The sequence below is a fragment of the Pseudomonas sp. G3-19 genome (assembly GCF_054855875.1).
The window spans coordinates 4,445,572-4,460,743 of record NZ_JBMPIQ010000003.1 but is presented as its reverse complement, the minus strand read 5'-3'; the positions used below and the strand labels follow the sequence as shown (position 1 = coordinate 4,460,743).

Annotated in this window: 13 protein-coding genes and 1 tRNA gene; 3 read left to right on the top strand and 11 right to left on the bottom strand. The window is 60.7% G+C overall.

Annotated features, from left to right (window positions below):
* Window positions 1-103: 103 nt before the first annotated feature.
* From ACOYXI_RS20415 to dibA, 3 genes are all read right to left on the bottom strand, one after another.
* The gene (locus tag ACOYXI_RS20415) at window positions 104-1,117 is read right to left on the bottom strand and encodes a sulfate ABC transporter substrate-binding protein (RefSeq protein WP_027611146.1); all 1,014 of its coding nucleotides are present in this window, start codon (window positions 1,115-1,117) and stop codon (window positions 104-106) included.
* A 137-nt stretch (window positions 1,118-1,254) separates the two neighbouring features.
* Window positions 1,255-1,437, bottom strand: coding sequence for a sulfur starvation response protein OscA (gene oscA, locus ACOYXI_RS20410; RefSeq protein WP_003220508.1), 183 nt, complete (start codon window positions 1,435-1,437; stop codon window positions 1,255-1,257).
* 308 nt (window positions 1,438-1,745) lie between these two features.
* Window positions 1,746-3,665 (bottom strand): phosphodiesterase DibA, encoded by a 1,920-nt coding sequence (gene dibA, locus ACOYXI_RS20405; RefSeq protein WP_134785155.1) that lies wholly within the window; start codon window positions 3,663-3,665, stop codon window positions 1,746-1,748.
* 147 nt (window positions 3,666-3,812) lie between these two features.
* Between dibA and desA the strand changes: the two genes are divergently transcribed.
* Window positions 3,813-4,997, top strand: coding sequence for a delta-9 fatty acid desaturase DesA (gene desA / locus ACOYXI_RS20400; RefSeq protein WP_027611144.1), 1,185 nt, complete (start codon window positions 3,813-3,815; stop codon window positions 4,995-4,997).
* 247 nt (window positions 4,998-5,244) lie between these two features.
* On the top strand, window positions 5,245-6,234 hold the full coding sequence (locus tag ACOYXI_RS20395) for a GGDEF domain-containing protein (RefSeq protein WP_098966601.1): 990 nt from the start codon (window positions 5,245-5,247) through the stop codon (window positions 6,232-6,234).
* A gap of 139 nt (window positions 6,235-6,373) precedes the next feature.
* Here the strand turns inward: ACOYXI_RS20395 and ACOYXI_RS20390 are convergent, their stop codons facing one another.
* From ACOYXI_RS20390 to gabD, 3 genes are all read right to left on the bottom strand, one after another.
* On the bottom strand, window positions 6,374-7,585 hold the full coding sequence (locus ACOYXI_RS20390; RefSeq protein WP_096796911.1) for a response regulator: 1,212 nt from the start codon (window positions 7,583-7,585) through the stop codon (window positions 6,374-6,376).
* Between the two features lie 140 nt (window positions 7,586-7,725).
* Window positions 7,726-9,003 carry a 4-aminobutyrate--2-oxoglutarate transaminase gene (gabT, locus tag ACOYXI_RS20385; RefSeq protein ID WP_461675232.1) on the bottom strand — a complete coding sequence of 426 codons (1,278 nt, stop codon included), beginning with the start codon at window positions 9,001-9,003 and terminating at the stop codon, window positions 7,726-7,728.
* Window positions 9,004-9,188: 185 nt separating this feature from the next.
* Window positions 9,189-10,631, bottom strand: coding sequence for an NADP-dependent succinate-semialdehyde dehydrogenase (gene gabD, locus ACOYXI_RS20380; RefSeq protein ID WP_007963502.1), 1,443 nt, complete (start codon window positions 10,629-10,631; stop codon window positions 9,189-9,191).
* 443 nt (window positions 10,632-11,074) lie between these two features.
* On the opposite strand from gabD, the gene ACOYXI_RS20375 reads away from it, so the two are divergent.
* Window positions 11,075-11,151: transfer RNA gene (locus tag ACOYXI_RS20375), tRNA-Arg, on the top strand.
* A 76-nt stretch (window positions 11,152-11,227) separates the two neighbouring features.
* On the opposite strand, the gene ACOYXI_RS20370 is transcribed toward ACOYXI_RS20375, so the two are convergent.
* From ACOYXI_RS20370 to ACOYXI_RS20350, 5 genes are all read right to left on the bottom strand, one after another.
* On the bottom strand, window positions 11,228-11,458 hold the full coding sequence (locus tag ACOYXI_RS20370) for a hypothetical protein (protein WP_007963505.1): 231 nt from the start codon (window positions 11,456-11,458) through the stop codon (window positions 11,228-11,230).
* 56 nt (window positions 11,459-11,514) lie between these two features.
* Window positions 11,515-12,114: a hypothetical protein gene (locus ACOYXI_RS20365; protein ID WP_098966600.1), complete on the bottom strand. Its 600-nt coding sequence runs from the start codon at window positions 12,112-12,114 to the stop codon at window positions 11,515-11,517.
* Window positions 12,111-12,692, bottom strand: a complete 582-nt coding sequence (locus ACOYXI_RS20360) for an RNA polymerase sigma factor (RefSeq protein WP_461675574.1) — start codon at window positions 12,690-12,692, stop codon at window positions 12,111-12,113. The genes ACOYXI_RS20365 and ACOYXI_RS20360 overlap by 4 nt, the downstream gene beginning before the upstream one ends.
* Before the next feature lie 29 nt (window positions 12,693-12,721).
* Window positions 12,722-14,407, bottom strand: coding sequence for a vWA domain-containing protein (locus ACOYXI_RS20355; RefSeq protein WP_461675231.1), 1,686 nt, complete (start codon window positions 14,405-14,407; stop codon window positions 12,722-12,724).
* A gap of 88 nt (window positions 14,408-14,495) precedes the next feature.
* Window positions 14,496-15,056 (bottom strand): YbhB/YbcL family Raf kinase inhibitor-like protein, encoded by a 561-nt coding sequence (locus ACOYXI_RS20350; RefSeq protein WP_098966595.1) that lies wholly within the window; start codon window positions 15,054-15,056, stop codon window positions 14,496-14,498.
* Window positions 15,057-15,172 lie beyond the last annotated feature (116 nt).

Here is a 15,172-nt window from a genome sequence, read left to right as displayed (position 1 = left end):
GGCATTGGGGCTGCTGCGCAACCCATCGGGGATGAATCCCCTCACCACAAAAGCTCACTCCCACATCTCAAGTGCCTAAACTTCAGGCTCATTGTGGAGCAGATTACTGCGCCTGATAGATCTGGTCGAACACGCCACCGTCGTTGAAGAACTTCGGTTGTGCGGATTTCCAGCCGCCGAAGTCCTTGTCGATGGTCACCAGTTCCAGTTTCGGGAACTGCTGGGCGTACTTCGCCGCCACATCCTTGTCACGCGGACGGTAGAAGTTCTTCGCGGCGATCTCCTGACCGGCCGGGCTGTACAAGTGCTTCAAGTAGGCTTCGGCGATCTGCTCGTTGCCCTTCTTCTCGGCGTTCTTGTCGACCACGGCCACCGGTGGCTCGGCAAGGATCGACAGCGACGGCACGACGATGTCGAACTTGTCGGCGCCGCCATCTTCTTTCAGTGCCAGGAACGCTTCGTTTTCCCAGGCCAGCAACACGTCACCCTGACCATTGTTGACGAAGGTGATGGTCGAGCCACGGGCGCCGGTGTCCAGCACGGGAACGTGCTTGAACAGGGTCTGTACGTATTCTTTGGCTTTTTCTTCGCTGCCGCCGTTGGCTTTCAGGCCATAGGCCCACGCGGCGAGGAAGTTCCAGCGTGCACCACCGGAGGTTTTCGGGTTCGGGGTGATCACCGAAACGTCGTTCTTGACCAGGTCGCCCCAGTCCTTGATGCCTTTCGGGTTGCCCTTGCGCACCAGGAACACGATGGTTGAGGTGTACGGGGTGCTGGCGTCCGGCAGACGCTTCTGCCAGTCGGCCGGCAGGGTCTTGCCGAGCTTGGCGATTTCGTCGATGTCGCCGGCCAGGGCCAGGGTCACGACGTCGGCACGCAGACCGTCGATCACCGCCCGGCCCTGCTTGCCCGAACCGCCGTGGGATTGCTGGATTTTCACGGTGTCGCCGGCATGATCCTTCTGCCAGAACTTGATGAATTCGGCGTTGTAGTCCTGATACAGCTCGCGCGTCGGGTCGTACGACACATTGAGCAGTTCGTAATCCTTGGCAACCGCGGAACCGGCAAACACAGCACTGGCCAGCGCGGCCAAAGCGTAACGGCGAATCGACGACATGGTGAAAGCTCCTGGAATTCTTGGTGGTGGCTTTTTCTTATGTGTTGCTGGAATCGGGTTGCTCATTCAAAGATCGCCGCCTGCGCCAGCGCTTGCGCACAGCCCCCTGCAAAAGCTGGCGCAGGCTGCGATCTTTTTCAGCTCGGCTTGTTACCCGGCTGCTGCAAACGGAATTTCTCTTTGCGTTCGATCTGCACGACCTGGGCGTTGTGCACAGTGATCTCCACCGCGCCAAACCGCAGATCGCGCAGGGCGCTCTGGATTTCACGCAAGATGGTGGTTTCGTCCTGACCGTCAACGCTGCGAAGGGATGCGCTCATGGTGCTGCTCCTTTGAATGGGATGTGCCTGGCAGTGGGCGGCACTGCGTTCGGCGTGGGAGCAATATAAGAGAGGCGCAGATATTCTTAAAAAGACTATTTAAGAATGTTTATATAACTAGAAAACATTATCTGACGGGGCAAGGGTTTGCGCGGTGTTCCCCGAGTTTGAAGCCTGTATGAAACCTTTTGGTGAGGGGATTCATCCCCGATGGACTGCGTAGCAGTCCCTGTTTTTTAGGGCCGCTGCGCGACCCATCGGGGATAAATCCCCTCACCACAGGTTTTGTGTCAGCCATAACAGGACTGCTAACCGATAACAGGAGCTCTGGTCCAATCAATCTCCCCCGCCGGCACCGGCCGCCCAAACCAGTACCCCTGCCCCAGATCACATTCCTGCTCCAGCAGAAACGCCGCCTGCTCGGCCTGCTCGATCCCTTCGGCATGCACCTGCATGCCCATGCTGCGTGCCAGGGCGACGATCACCCGAACGATGGCTGCGTCATCCTCGTCCCACGGCAGACCGGCGACAAAACCCTGATCGATCTTGAGCTTCTGCACCGGCAAGCGCTTGAGCCGCAACAACGACGAGTACCCCGTGCCAAAGTCATCGATGGCCAGGCGAATGCCCAACTCACGCAAGCGATGCATCTGTTCCAGCGCCACTTCCGGGTCATCCATCACCGCGCTTTCGGTGACTTCCAGCTCCAGATACGCCGGATCCAGCCCGGTCTCGTGCAGCACCTGCGCCACCTGCTGATACAGCTCACGCCGGGCAAACAGGCGCGACGACACATTCACCGCGACAAACGACAACACAATCCCGGCCTGCTGCCATTGACACATCTGCGAACACGCCTGACGCATCACCCAGGCGTCGATTTCGGCGATCAGCCCGGTGCGCTCGGCAATCGGGATGAATTCCGCCGGTGACACCAGACCACGCTGCGGATGCTCCCAGCGCACCAGCGCTTCGACGCCGATCAGGCGACTGCTGTGCAAATCGTGAACCGGTTGGTAATAGACGCGCAGCTCCTGCTGCTCCAGCGCGCGACGCAGCTCGAAGGCAATCTCGACCCGTTGCTGCGCATGGGCGGTCAACTCTTCGGTGTACAGCGCGTAGCCGTTTCGGCCGCTGCTCTTGGCCTTGAACAGCGCGGCGTCGGCATTGCGCAGCAATTGATCGGCACTCAATGCATCACTGGGGAACAGGCTGATACCGATACTGGCGTTGATGAACAGCTGATGCCGCTCGATGCTGAACGGTTCCTTCAGCGCATCGAGAATGCGCTGGGCCAGCGCCGCTGCCTGAACCAGTTGTGGACAACTTTCCGCCAGCACCGCGAATTCGTCACCGCCGAGCCGTGCCAGGGTAATCCCGGGGCCGAACAGGTCCTGCAGGCGCGCCGCCACCGCTTTGAGCAGGCGATCGCCGACGTTGTGCCCGAGGCTGTCGTTGATCATCTTGAAGTGATCCAGATCGATCATCAGCAGGGCGCAGCCACGCTTGTGGATCTGCGCCGAGGCCAGCGCCTGCTCGGCGCGGTCGCTGAACAACAGGCGATTGGGCAGGTCGGTCAGCGGGTCGTGATGGGCGAGGTGCTTGAGTTCGTGTTCGGAGTCCTTGATCGCACTGATGTCGGAAAATACCGCCACGTAGTGACTGAGCCGGCCCTGATCATCGTGAATCACGCGGATGGTCTGCCACTGTGGATAAATCTCGCCGCTCTTGCGTCGGTTCCAGATCTCACCGCTCCATTCGCCCTCGCTCTCCAGCGTGGCGAACATCGCCTGGTAAAAGCCCGGCGGATGGTGGCCGGACTTGAACAGGCTTGGCTGATGGCCGAGAACTTCGTCGTACTGGTAGCCGGTGATTTCCATGAACGCACGGTTGACGTGCACGATCAGGCCCTGATGATTGGTGACCAGCACCCCTTCGCGGGTGCAATCGAACACCGCTGCCGCCTGACGCAGGCGTTCACGGTCGGACTGACGCTCGCGTAGCCGCGCACCAATGCCGAGAAATTCGCACAATCTGGCCCGTGCCAGGAAAATCAGGCCAGCGCTGACGGCAGCCCAGACGTAACCGTTGATCAGTTGCCATCGCTGCAGATCGACAGACTCATCAAAGAAACTGTTCAATAAGTAACCAGTTCCCTGCAGCCAGACCACAGCAAGCAACAGGTAGAGCAGCGCTGCACGCAAGGCATCGCGGTAAGTGGCAGGCATTCGGCTGTCCATGTCCCTACAAAAAAGGCTGGAATTATAGGTCAAGAAACATCCAGCGACTCTTATCTGAAAGGGCGACTGGTTTTATCTGTGTGCTTGGTGATAATGCAACGGCTGTTTTTATCTTTATCGAGGGCCCTATAGCCTATGTGGTACGAAGGTTTTCTTGGCTTGTCGGCCTGGTCTCTGGTCGCGGTCACCCTGCTGATGACCCACGTGACAATTGTCGCCGTCACGGTCTATCTGCACCGTTACTCGGCCCATCGCTCGCTGGAGCTGAATGCCGGCCTGAAACACTTTTTCCGTTTCTGGCTGTGGCTGACCACGGCGCAGAACACCCGCGAGTGGACTGCCATCCACCGCAAACACCACGCCAAATGCGAAACCGAAGATGACCCGCACAGCCCGGTCATCAAGGGTCTGTCCACCGTGCTGCGCAAAGGCGCCGAGCTGTATCGCGCCGAAGCCGAGAACCCGGAGACCCTGCGCATCTACGGCAAGAACTGCCCCGAAGACTGGATCGAGCGCAACCTCTACAGCCGCTACCCGTTGCTGGGCGTGGCGATCATGGGCGTCATCGACCTGCTGCTGTTCGGCACCATCGGCATCACCATCTGGGCGATCCAGATGATGTGGATCCCGGTCTGGGCGGCCGGCGTGGTCAACGGTCTGGGTCACGCCATCGGCTACCGCAACTTCGAATGCCGCGACGCGGCGACCAATCTGGTGCCGTGGGGCATCCTGATCGGCGGCGAAGAACTGCACAACAATCATCACACCTACCCCAACTCGGCCAAGCTGTCGGTGAAGAAGTGGGAGTTCGACCTCGGCTGGGCGTGGATCAAGGTCTTCAGCTTCTTCGGTCTGGCCAAAGTGCAGCGTGTGGCACCGATTGCCCACCGCGTCGAAGGCAAGGGCCATCTGGACATGGACACCGCCATGGCGATCCTCAACAACCGCTTCCAGATCATGGCCCAGTACCGCAAATTGGTGATCGGCCCGCTGGTCAAGCAGGAGCTGGACAAGGTCGATCATTCGGTACGTCATCAATTCCATCGGGCCAAGCGCCTGCTGTCGCGGGAAACCAGCCTGCTGGAAGACCGTCATCACTTGCGCATCCAGAACATGCTCGAGCACAGCCAGGCGCTGAAGGTCATTTACGAGAAACGTCTGGCCCTGCAGCAGATCTGGGTCAAGACCAGCGCCAATGGCCACGACATGCTCGCCGCCATCAAGGAATGGGTGCACGAGGCCGAAGCCAGCGGCATCCAGTCCCTGCGTGAATTTGCCGACCAGCTGAAAACCTACTCGCTGCGCCCCGCCGCAGCCTGACCGCCATGAACGAATCCCCTCGCCACAGGGGATTCATCCCCGATCGGTAGCGCAGCTACCGCAAATTTGTCGACGCGTTCTCATTGCTGAAACGCGTCATATCTACCGCCCGGCGGGAGCAAGCTCCCTCGCCACAAAAGCGCGGAACTTAGCACCGAAAGCCCTATCTCAAAGACACTTCGCCACCCCGGCGGGCTGTACTGTGGCCGTTGTCGAAATTGCGGCACACCTTTTGAGAAATGTGCCGATGGTCAACAACAATCAAAAAGACTCATCCCTTGCGCAGTGGCCCGAGGCCGCGCAAACCCTGATGGCGCTGATGCACGCCCAAGGCGAAGTCGCCCGGCTGAGCGAGCGCGAACAACTGTTCAGTTCATTGCTGGTGAGCGTCAACGCGGTGCTCTGGGCGTTCAATTGGGAAACCCGTCAGGTGCTGTATGTCAGCCCTGCCTACGAGCGGATTTTCGGTCGCTCCGCAGGCCTGTTGCTGGCCGACTACAACCAGTGGCGCGACAGCATCTACCCCGACGACCTCGACTATGCCGAACGCAGCCTTGCCGAAGTGCTGCAAAAAGGTGCTGTGGAAGACCGCGAGTACCGGATCATCGCCGCCGACGGTCAGGTGCGCTGGCTCAGCGACAAATGCTTCATCAACCGTCAGGACGAACCCGGGCAACCGGTGATCATCGTCGGCATCGCCGAAGACATCACCGACAAGAAGCACATGGAAACCGAACTGCATCGCCTGGCGACCACCGACGTACTGACCCAGAGCAGCAACCGCCGACACTTCTTCGAATGCGCCAACCGCGAGTTCGAAGAGGCACGCCTGCAAGGTGCACCACTGGCCTTCCTGCTGCTGGACATCGATGATTTCAAGCTGATCAACGACAGCTACGGCCACCCGGCGGGTGACAACGTGCTGCAACGGATTGCCGAATGCGGGCGCGCTTCGTTACGCCGGGGTGATTTGTTCGGACGTATCGGCGGCGAGGAGTTCGCTGCGGTGTTTCCCGGTTGCGCACCGGACATGGCGCTGCAAGTGGCCGAGCGGCTGCAGCAGGAGATTCAGCGCCTGAGTTTCAACCACGAGGGGCAGACATTCGGCATCACCGTCAGCCAGGGCCTGACCAGCCTCAGGGATGGCGACGACAGTCTCGAGAGCCTGTTCGCCAGAGCGGATGCGGCCATGTACGAGGCAAAACGGCAGGGCAAGAACCGGATCATTTCTGCCTGATCCAGAATTTCAGCAACCCAAATATCCAATGTGGGAGCGGGCTTGCTCGCGAAGGCGGTAGGTCATTCAGCATTTATGTTGGCTGATACACCGCCTTCGCGAGCAAGCCCGCTCCCACAGGGTTTTGTGAAAAGTCAGATTACTTACGCATCCGCATCAATTCCGGCAGCCCGATCTTCAGCAGTCGCGCCGTACGACTCCTCGCCAGTTCCTCAACGCCCTCATGCTCGGTCAGACGGGCCATCTGCGCCGCCATGTTCATCACCAGCGCCTCACGGGAATAGACCCCACCACCGAGCTGGTAGACCGACGCAATCAACTCACGCAGCTCCAGCGGCAGGCGCCAGCGTGTACGCAGCGCCGAACCGTAGGCCGCGCCAAACTCCGCCAGCGCGTCACCGACCTCTTCCCACTCATCCAGCTCGCCGCCAGCCTGCTTCCACTCCTGCAAACAACGCAGCAACGCCAGGTCACCGAGACGATGCAGCATGCCCGCGCAGTAGCAGCGCTCCTGATCCAGATCGAGCAGGCGCGCCAGGGTGCGGGCGTATTCCGCCGTGTGCAGCGACAGCCCCCAATAGCGCTCGGCGTAATCCGCCAGGCACGGGTCACTGAGTCTGGCGCTGCGTTTGAGCGCCAGGCCGAGGATCAGGTTCATGCTCTGCCCGGTGCCGAGGCGGTGCAGCGCCTGCCCCAGGGTCTGCACCGCCACACCATGATGCTGCGCCGCACTGTTGGCGGCGGCGATCAGCACGGCGGTGATCTGCGGATCGGTGCGGATCTCTTCTTCCAGCAGCTTCAGATCGAGGCCATTGGGGTTGAGGCTGCGTTTGACCGCCACTTGCACATCGGTCATCAACGGCGCGCCATCGGCCTGCTCACGACGCCGCTCAAGGAACACCGACAAGGTCATGCCCGGCGCCAGCGTCGGCACTTCGCAGAACACCTCTTCACCCGCATTCAGCAGCAAACCCTGCAGCCGCTCGGTCAGACTTTCCATGTTCAGCGGTTTGGTCAGATAGGCCGTCGGGGCCAACGGGATGGCTTCGCGCACGCTGGCGCTGTCGTTGCGACTGCTCATCAGAATGAACGGCAGCGGCGGATTGCGTTTGCGCTGGCGCACGCTGCGCAGCACGCTCAAACCATCAATGCCCGGCAACTCCCAATCGACAATGGCCAGGTCATAAGGCACTTCGCTGAGTAACGACATGGCTTGCTGGCCATCGGCACACAAGTCCAGCCGCGCATCACAGCGCACGTTGAGCAACACTTGTTTAAGCAGGTCACGAGACCATGGATCGGCCTCGGCAATCAGCACTCGGGGTACGGCGGGTAAATCAACGGCGGTCATGCGCGCTCTCCCTTGCAATGCCTGAACCTTAGCCAATGCTGGCCTATCGATACAGCGCAAAAGCGTTGGATGTGTATCAGGGGCATAAAAAAACCCGCCGAAGCGGGTTTTTTGTCGAACGGATCACACAGCGCCGGGGCTTACAGCTCCGAGAAGCACTCTTCGATGATCGCCAGACCTTTGTCCAGTTGCTCGTCCGGCGAGGTCAGCGGTACGAGAACGCGCAGCACGTTGCCGTAGGTGCCGCAGGACAGCAGGATCAGACCCTTGTCGCGCGCCTTGGCCACGACAGCCGCAACGGCGGTCGGGTTTGGCTTGTGGCTGTCGCCGTTTTCGAACAGCTCGACCGCGATCATCGCGCCCAGCGCACGCACTTCGCCGATCACCGGGTACTTGGCCTGGAAGGCCTTCAAACCGGTTACCAGACGCTCGCCGACAGCCTTGCAGCGGTCCAGCAGTTGCTCTTCTTCGAACACTTCCATCACGGCCAGCGCCGCAGCGCAAGCGATCGGGCTACCGGCGTAGGTGCCGCCCAGGCCGCCTGGAGCGATGGCGTCCATGTATTCGGCCTTGCCGCAGACACCGGCGAGCGGGAAGCCGCCAGCGATGGATTTGGCGAAGGTGGTCAGGTCGGCGGCAACGCCCATCTGTTCCATGGCGAAGAAGGTGCCGGTACGGCCAGCGCCGGTCTGCACTTCGTCAGCGATCAGCAGGATGCCGTGCTGGTCGCACAGGGCACGCAGACGCTTCATGAATTCTTTCGGCGCGACGTAGAAACCACCTTCACCCTGCACAGGCTCGATGATGATCGCGGCGATGTCTTTCGGCTCGGCGTCGTTCTTGAAGATGCGCTCAATGGACGCGATCGAGTCGTCGATGCTCACACCATGCAGTTCGTTCGGGTACAGCGCGCGGAAGATGCCGCCTGGCATCAAGCCCATGCCGGCCGAGTAAGGCACGACCTTACCGGTCAGGCCCAGGGTCATCATGGTGCGACCGTGGTAAGCACCGGTGAAGGCGATCACGCCGGCACGGCCAGTGGCGGCACGGGCGATTTTCACGGCGTTTTCCACGGCTTCGGAACCGGTGGTCACCAGCAGGGTTTTCTTGGCGAAATCACCTGGCACCTTGGCGTTGATCTTTTCGCACAGCTCAACGTACGGCTCGTAGGCCAGCACCTGGAAGCAGGTGTGGGTCAGCTTGTTCAGCTGTTCGGTCACGGCGGCGATGATTTTCGGGTGCACGTGGCCGGTGTTCAGCACAGCGATACCGCCGGCGAAGTCGATGAATTCACGACCTTCAACGTCAGTCACGGTAGCGTTCTTCGCCGATTCAGCGAAGATCGGGTGAATCTGGCCAACACCACGTGGAACAGCTGCGGTACGACGGGCCATCAGTTCAGCGTTAGTCTTGCTCATTACAGTCCTCATTCACCGCTCATCGGGCGGCGTGGTTCAAGGATTAAGCGGGAGGAATCGGCGGTGGCAGCATGCGATGATCGACTGCCACGGCGTTCCCGGCCGCAGAGAAAATTCCGGTTTGAAACGACGCAAAGGGACAGCGCTCTCGTGCCCTTTGCGTTTGCAGCGATCCCTTTCCCGGCTTAGATGCCCAGGCAGAGGTATTTGATTTCCAGGTAATCTTCGATGCCGTACTTGGAGCCTTCACGGCCCAGGCCCGAGGCCTTGATGCCGCCAAACGGCGCGACTTCGTTGGAGATCAGCCCGGTGTTGACGCCGACCATGCCGTATTCCAGGGCTTCAGCCACACGGAACACCCGGCCCAGGTCGCGAGCGTAGAAGTAGGAAGCCAGACCGAACTCGGTGTCGTTGGACATCGCGATCACTTCGGCTTCGTCTTTGAAGCGGAACAGCGGTGCCAGCGGGCCGAAGGTTTCTTCCTTGGCGACAGCGGCATCTTTCGGCACGTTGGTCAGGATGGTCGGCTCGAAGAAGTTGCCTTCCATCGGCTTGCCACCGGCCAGCACGGTGGCGCCTTTGGCCACGGCGTCAGCGATGTGCTCTTGCACCTTGGCCACGGCTTTCTCGTCGATCAGCGGGCCAGTGGTGGTGCCTTCTTCCAGACCGTTGCCGATCTTCAGCTTGGCGACGGCCACTTTCAGCTTCTCGGCGAACGCGTCGTAGACCGAATCCTGAATGTACAGACGGTTGGCGCAGACGCAGGTCTGGCCGTTGTTGCGGTATTTGGAAATGATCGCGCCTTCGACGGCCTTATCCAGGTCCGCGTCGTCGAACACGATGAACGGCGCGTTGCCGCCCAGTTCCAGCGAGACTTTCTTGATGTCCTTGGCGCATTCCGACATCAGCTGACGGCCGATTTCGGTCGAGCCGGTGAAGGACAGCTTGCGCACGATCGGGTTGCTGGTCAGCTCGCTGCCGATGTCGCCGGCGCTGCCGGAGACCACGCTGAACACACCTTTAGGGATGCCGGCCCGCTGCGCCAGCTCGGCCAGGGCGAAAGCGGAGAATGGGGTTTGCGACGCTGGCTTGAGCACCATGGTGCAACCGGCGGCCAGCGCCGGACCGGCTTTACGGGTGATCATCGCCGCCGGGAAGTTCCACGGGGTGATCGCGGCGGTCACGCCGATCGGCTGCTTGATCACGATCAGGCGCTTGTCTGGCTGGTGGCCCGGGATCACGTCGCCGTAGATACGCTTGGCTTCTTCGGCGAACCACTCGATGAACGAAGCGGCGTAAACGATTTCGCCCTTGGCTTCAGCCAGCGGCTTGCCTTGCTCGAGGGTCATCAGGCGCGCGAGGTCGTCCTGGTTCTCGATCATCAGTTCGAACCAGCGACGCAGCTTGCCTGCACGCTCCTTGGCGGTCAGTGCACGCCAGGCCGGCAGCGCTTTGTCAGCGGCTTCGATGGCGCGGCGGGTTTCGGCGGCGCCCATCTTCGGCACGGTGCCGAGGATTTCGCCGGTGGCCGGGTTGTTGACCTTGATCGTCTGACCGTTGTCCGCATCGACCCAAGCGCCATCAATGAAGGCTTGCTGGCGGAACAACTGGGTATCTTTAAGCTGCATGTCGGCTTTCCTTAACAGCACCGCGGCCTGCGCGGAGCAAAATTATGATTGTAGAAAGGCGCCTCGCAAGGCTGCCGTCAGGGAAATCATCTACCGGGTGAGGCGCAGCGATCGTGCGTTATTCACAGCATTTGCGCATCCACACCCCGTCAAAGAGCGTTTGAAATCTCAAACGGATCGTAGGAGCAAAGGGGGTAAAGGACAATAGGTCGTTCGAAAAAAAGAACAAAAACCCAGCGTTTGCTGGTTTTTTCAGATCAACGCGCAAAAAGCCCCGGCCGCAGCCAAACCATAGATCAGCCAGGAAAAAGCGCCAAGCGAGGGTTTTGCAGGACGTTACAGCTTTAAGGAATGCAGCGTTTCACACCGACACGCGCACTGACAAAACCCGCCAAAACCCGGCATGGACGCCCCGAGCCGACCTAGGTATGATGTCGCCCGCTGCACCAGTAGCTCAGCTGGATAGAGTACTGCCCTCCGAAGGCAGGGGTCGTGGGTTCGAATCCCGCCTGGTGCGCCATGAATTGAAACGAGAAAGCCCCGGACTGTGATGGTCCGGGGCTTTTTTGTGGGCGCGGTGTTTCATGCGACGACGGTCACTCCGTCGTCCAGTCAAACTCGTCGTAATCGTCGTCTTCCTCTTCTTCCCCAACCTCCTCAAAAACCTCGTCTTCTTCCACGACGTCTTCTTCCGACTGGTTCAGCAGAAATTCCTTGCGCGCCTCGGTAATCGCGCGCCGCATCTCCTCGCCCTTCTGCGGGCAGTTGAGGAGTTGGGCGATGCGGTCGATTTTTGCTGCCACTTTGTTCTCCAGCGCTTCAGCCATGGCCCGATAGTGCGCGTTTTTGCCGGGCAATGCCAAATGGCTGGGTGAACAAGCGGTCAGTTCTGGCGGATTTTTTCGAGGCGCAGGTCGAGGTCCACGCCGGGGTAGCGTTTGTGCAGGTTGTTGTACAGCGCGTCTGCGGCTTGCGACTGACCGGAGTCGCGCAGGCGCAGGACTTCGCGCAGTTGCGTATCGAGGCCGTTGGCCGGGGCGGCGGCGCGTTTGCCGAGGCTGGCTTCATCGGCGCTGATCGAGTCGCTTTGCATCGGCGCGGCCATTTCCATCATCGGCGCCGGCGCGGACATGGCCGCAGCGGGTGGAGCGGGCAGTGATTGCGCTTCCGGGGCTTGTTTGCGCGCCAGTGGTGCAGCCGGTTTGGCCGCCGGGGCGAAGTCGAATTGCGCTTGTGGCTCAGGCGCACGTTGCACCAGCGACAGCATCAGTGCCACACCGACCAGGCTGGCGAAGGCGACCTGCCAACGCGGTTTCTGACAGGCCCGCAGCCAGCGTTGCCACAGGCCTGGCTTGGGCACCGGTGTTTCGCGGAGAGCAGCCTTGAGGATGAACGCATCAAGGTGCGCCGGCGGTTCAACATTGTGCTGTTCGCGTACATGTTTGATCACAGATTCTTCGGGTGTCTGGCGGGCGTCAGTCATGTCAGTACCTCCTCGGCCAGCAGCCGACGCAGTTTATGCTGGGCGTAGCGCAAGCGGCTATTGACGGTTTCCAGCGGTGTTTCGGTGAGGCTGGCGATTTGTGCCAGGTCGAGGTCGCCGTGGGCACGCAGCAGGAACACTTCGCGCTGATCGGCAGGCAAGGTTTGCAGAGCGCTTTCCAGGCGCTGGCTGTCGCGGCTGAGGTTCAGTAATTGTTCGGGATCATTGGTCTCGTCGCCAATCGCATGCAGCTGTTCGTCGTAGCTGTCGTGCAGCGGCTGATGTGCGCCGTGTTTGCGCCAGTGATCGATCAGCCGATTGCGCGCAATCTGGAACAGCCATGTACGAAACGTCGCCCGCCCCTGTGGCTGACTGGTGCTGCGGATCAGGCTCAGCCAGGTGTCCTGAAAGACTTCGTCAGCCAGTTCCGGTTTGCCGCTCAATCCAAGCAGAAACCGATACAAACCCTGACGATGGCGCGCGTACAGAATCTCGAACGCCGCGCCGTCGCCCTCGCGATAACGCGCCAGCAGCGTTTCATCGCTGCTGGCGGCCGCGCTGTCTGGCGTAGCAAACAGCTGACTGATGAAGCCTTTCAATCGGCTCACTATTCAATCCGTCGCTCAGTGGGCATCGCATTCGATGCGGTTGAGGCGCGCAGGCTTTGCGCCAGTTCCACCAGTTGCACGAACTCGTTGCGCAAGCCGAAGCGGTCGTCGCCCCGAGCGCCACGGGCCAGGGTTTCGGTGTCCTTGAGGCTGAAGTCGCCGGTGTAGCGAGCGTCCTTGAGCTGCTGGGAAAACGCCGCCACTGCCGCCGCGAAACGCAGGTCCTCACTGGCCGGTGCGACCTGATTGGCAATCGGCCGCTCGATCAGCAGACTTTTCCCACCTTCGGGCTGTTGATAACGCACACGCAGCATCGCCAATTCTCCACCCTTCGCAGCAACCACCTTCTCCGATTTACCGTAGCGCAGCGGTTCCAGCCAGCCCTTCTCACCTGTCGGAACAATTTCATACAGCGCGGTCACCGTGTGTCCTGCGCCGACTTCACCGGCATCGACTTTGTCGTTGCTGAAATCCTCACGCTTCAAGGCGCGGTTTTCGTAGCCGAGCAGGCGATATTCACTGACCTGCGCCGGGTTGAATTCCACCTGCAATTTGACGTTTTTTGCCACCACCGCCAGGGTCGAACCGAGTTGATCCACCAGCACTTTGCGCGCCTCGCGCAGGTTGTCGATGTAGGCGTAGTTGCCGTCGCCGGCGTCAGCCAGTTGCTCCATCAAGTGTTCATTGTAGTTATCCACACCGAAACCCAGGGTGGTCAGGGAAATCCCGGTTTTGCGTTTATCCACAGCCATTTGTTTGAGGCTGTCGAAGTCGCTGACGCCGACGTTGAAGTCACCGTCGGTGGCCAACAGGATGCGGTTGATGCCTTTGGGAATGAACGCCTGCTGCGCCATTTGATAGGCCAGTTCGATGCCCGACGCGCCAGCGGTTGAACCGCTTGCGGTCAATTGCTCGATGGCTGTGCGAATTTTGGCTTTCTCGTGTCCGGACGTTGGCTCCAGCACCACACGGGATTCGCCGGCATACACCACCAGCGACACCCGATCCTGTTCGCGCAACTGATCGACCAGCAGTTTCAATGTGCTTTTGACCAGTGGCAGCCCTTCGCGGCGATCCATCGAGCCGGACACATCCACCAGAAACACCAGATTCGCCGGGGCCAGCTCCGCCACAGCCCGGTCAGAGGCCTTGATGCCGATGCGCAGCAGGCGGGTGTGCGGATTCCACGGGGTGGCGGCCAGTTCGGTGGTTACGCCGAAGGGCGAACCATCGGTCGGCAGCGCATAGTTGTAGGGAAAGTAATTGACCATCTCTTCCAGCCGCACCGCGCCCTCCGGCGGCAGGCGTCCCTGATTGAGCAAACGTCGGACGTTGGCGTAGGCGCCCGTATCGACGTCAGCGCTGAAGGTCGAGACCGGAGCCTCGTCCACGCTGTGGATCGGGTTGTCGGCTAGCGCCTGATATTGCTCGCGCTGCTCGTCGCGATAGCCTTGTGGATAACTTTCCGAAGCCGGCATCGCCGCGAAACTGGCAATCGGCGCCGGACGCGCACTGCGCTTGGCCAGCGCACTGTCGGTAACGAGCGCCTCATGCTGAAACGACGCCTGTGGCTGGGCCGGCGCCGGAACGGCAGCCGATTCGGGATTGGAAGACACGCCGCAACCGGCGACGGTCAACAACACACCGACGGCAACGGGTCGCAGAAAAGGCAGGGAGCGGGACATGGGGGCTGACCTCGGGATGAAAGTGATCCATTCATCCACTGAGACGGGCAGCCCTTTCAGATCGGGTTAAACGCCGCTGAAAATTTTTTCAGCGGTGATAACGCCGTACCACGCTGCTGTTACGCAATACGTGGCCTTTGATTTTGTCCATCAGTTCGGCGCGGGTCAGGCCGGCTGGCAAGGCGTCCGGGGCCAGATCCAGGGCGTAAATCTGAATGATGTAGTGGTGGGCGCTGTCGCCAACCGGTGGGCACGGCCCGATGTAATGGGTGGTGCCTTTGGTGTTGGTACCGCCCATGCCTTCGAGATTGGATTTGGCGCCGACGCCAGCAGGGATCTGCCGGGTGGTGGCCTTGATGCCGTAGTGAATCCAGTGATCGACGCCAGCACCTTTCTGACCGTCCGGGTCGTGCATGACGATCGCGTAGCTCAGGGTGCCGGCAGGCCCGGCGTTCCAGGCCAGCGCCGGGGACTGGTTCTTGCCACCGCAACCGGCCGCATCGCTCGCGGCGGCCGAGGTGAACAGACGGTTGTCCGAGACACCGGGGATGTCGAGGGTAAAGCGCTCGGCCGCCTGCGCCGGAAACTGCACGCAAAGGGCGACGGCGACGGCCGCCAGCCAAGGGTTGAGAGAGGTCAATCGGGTCATTCCGGGAGTACCTTGTGCAGTTGGGCCTTCGTCGGCCTGCAAACTATAGCTGTACCGTTCGTACCTTGGCAGTGGCAATTGGCTGAACCTCGCACGGCGGCGCAAACTCGTAAGAG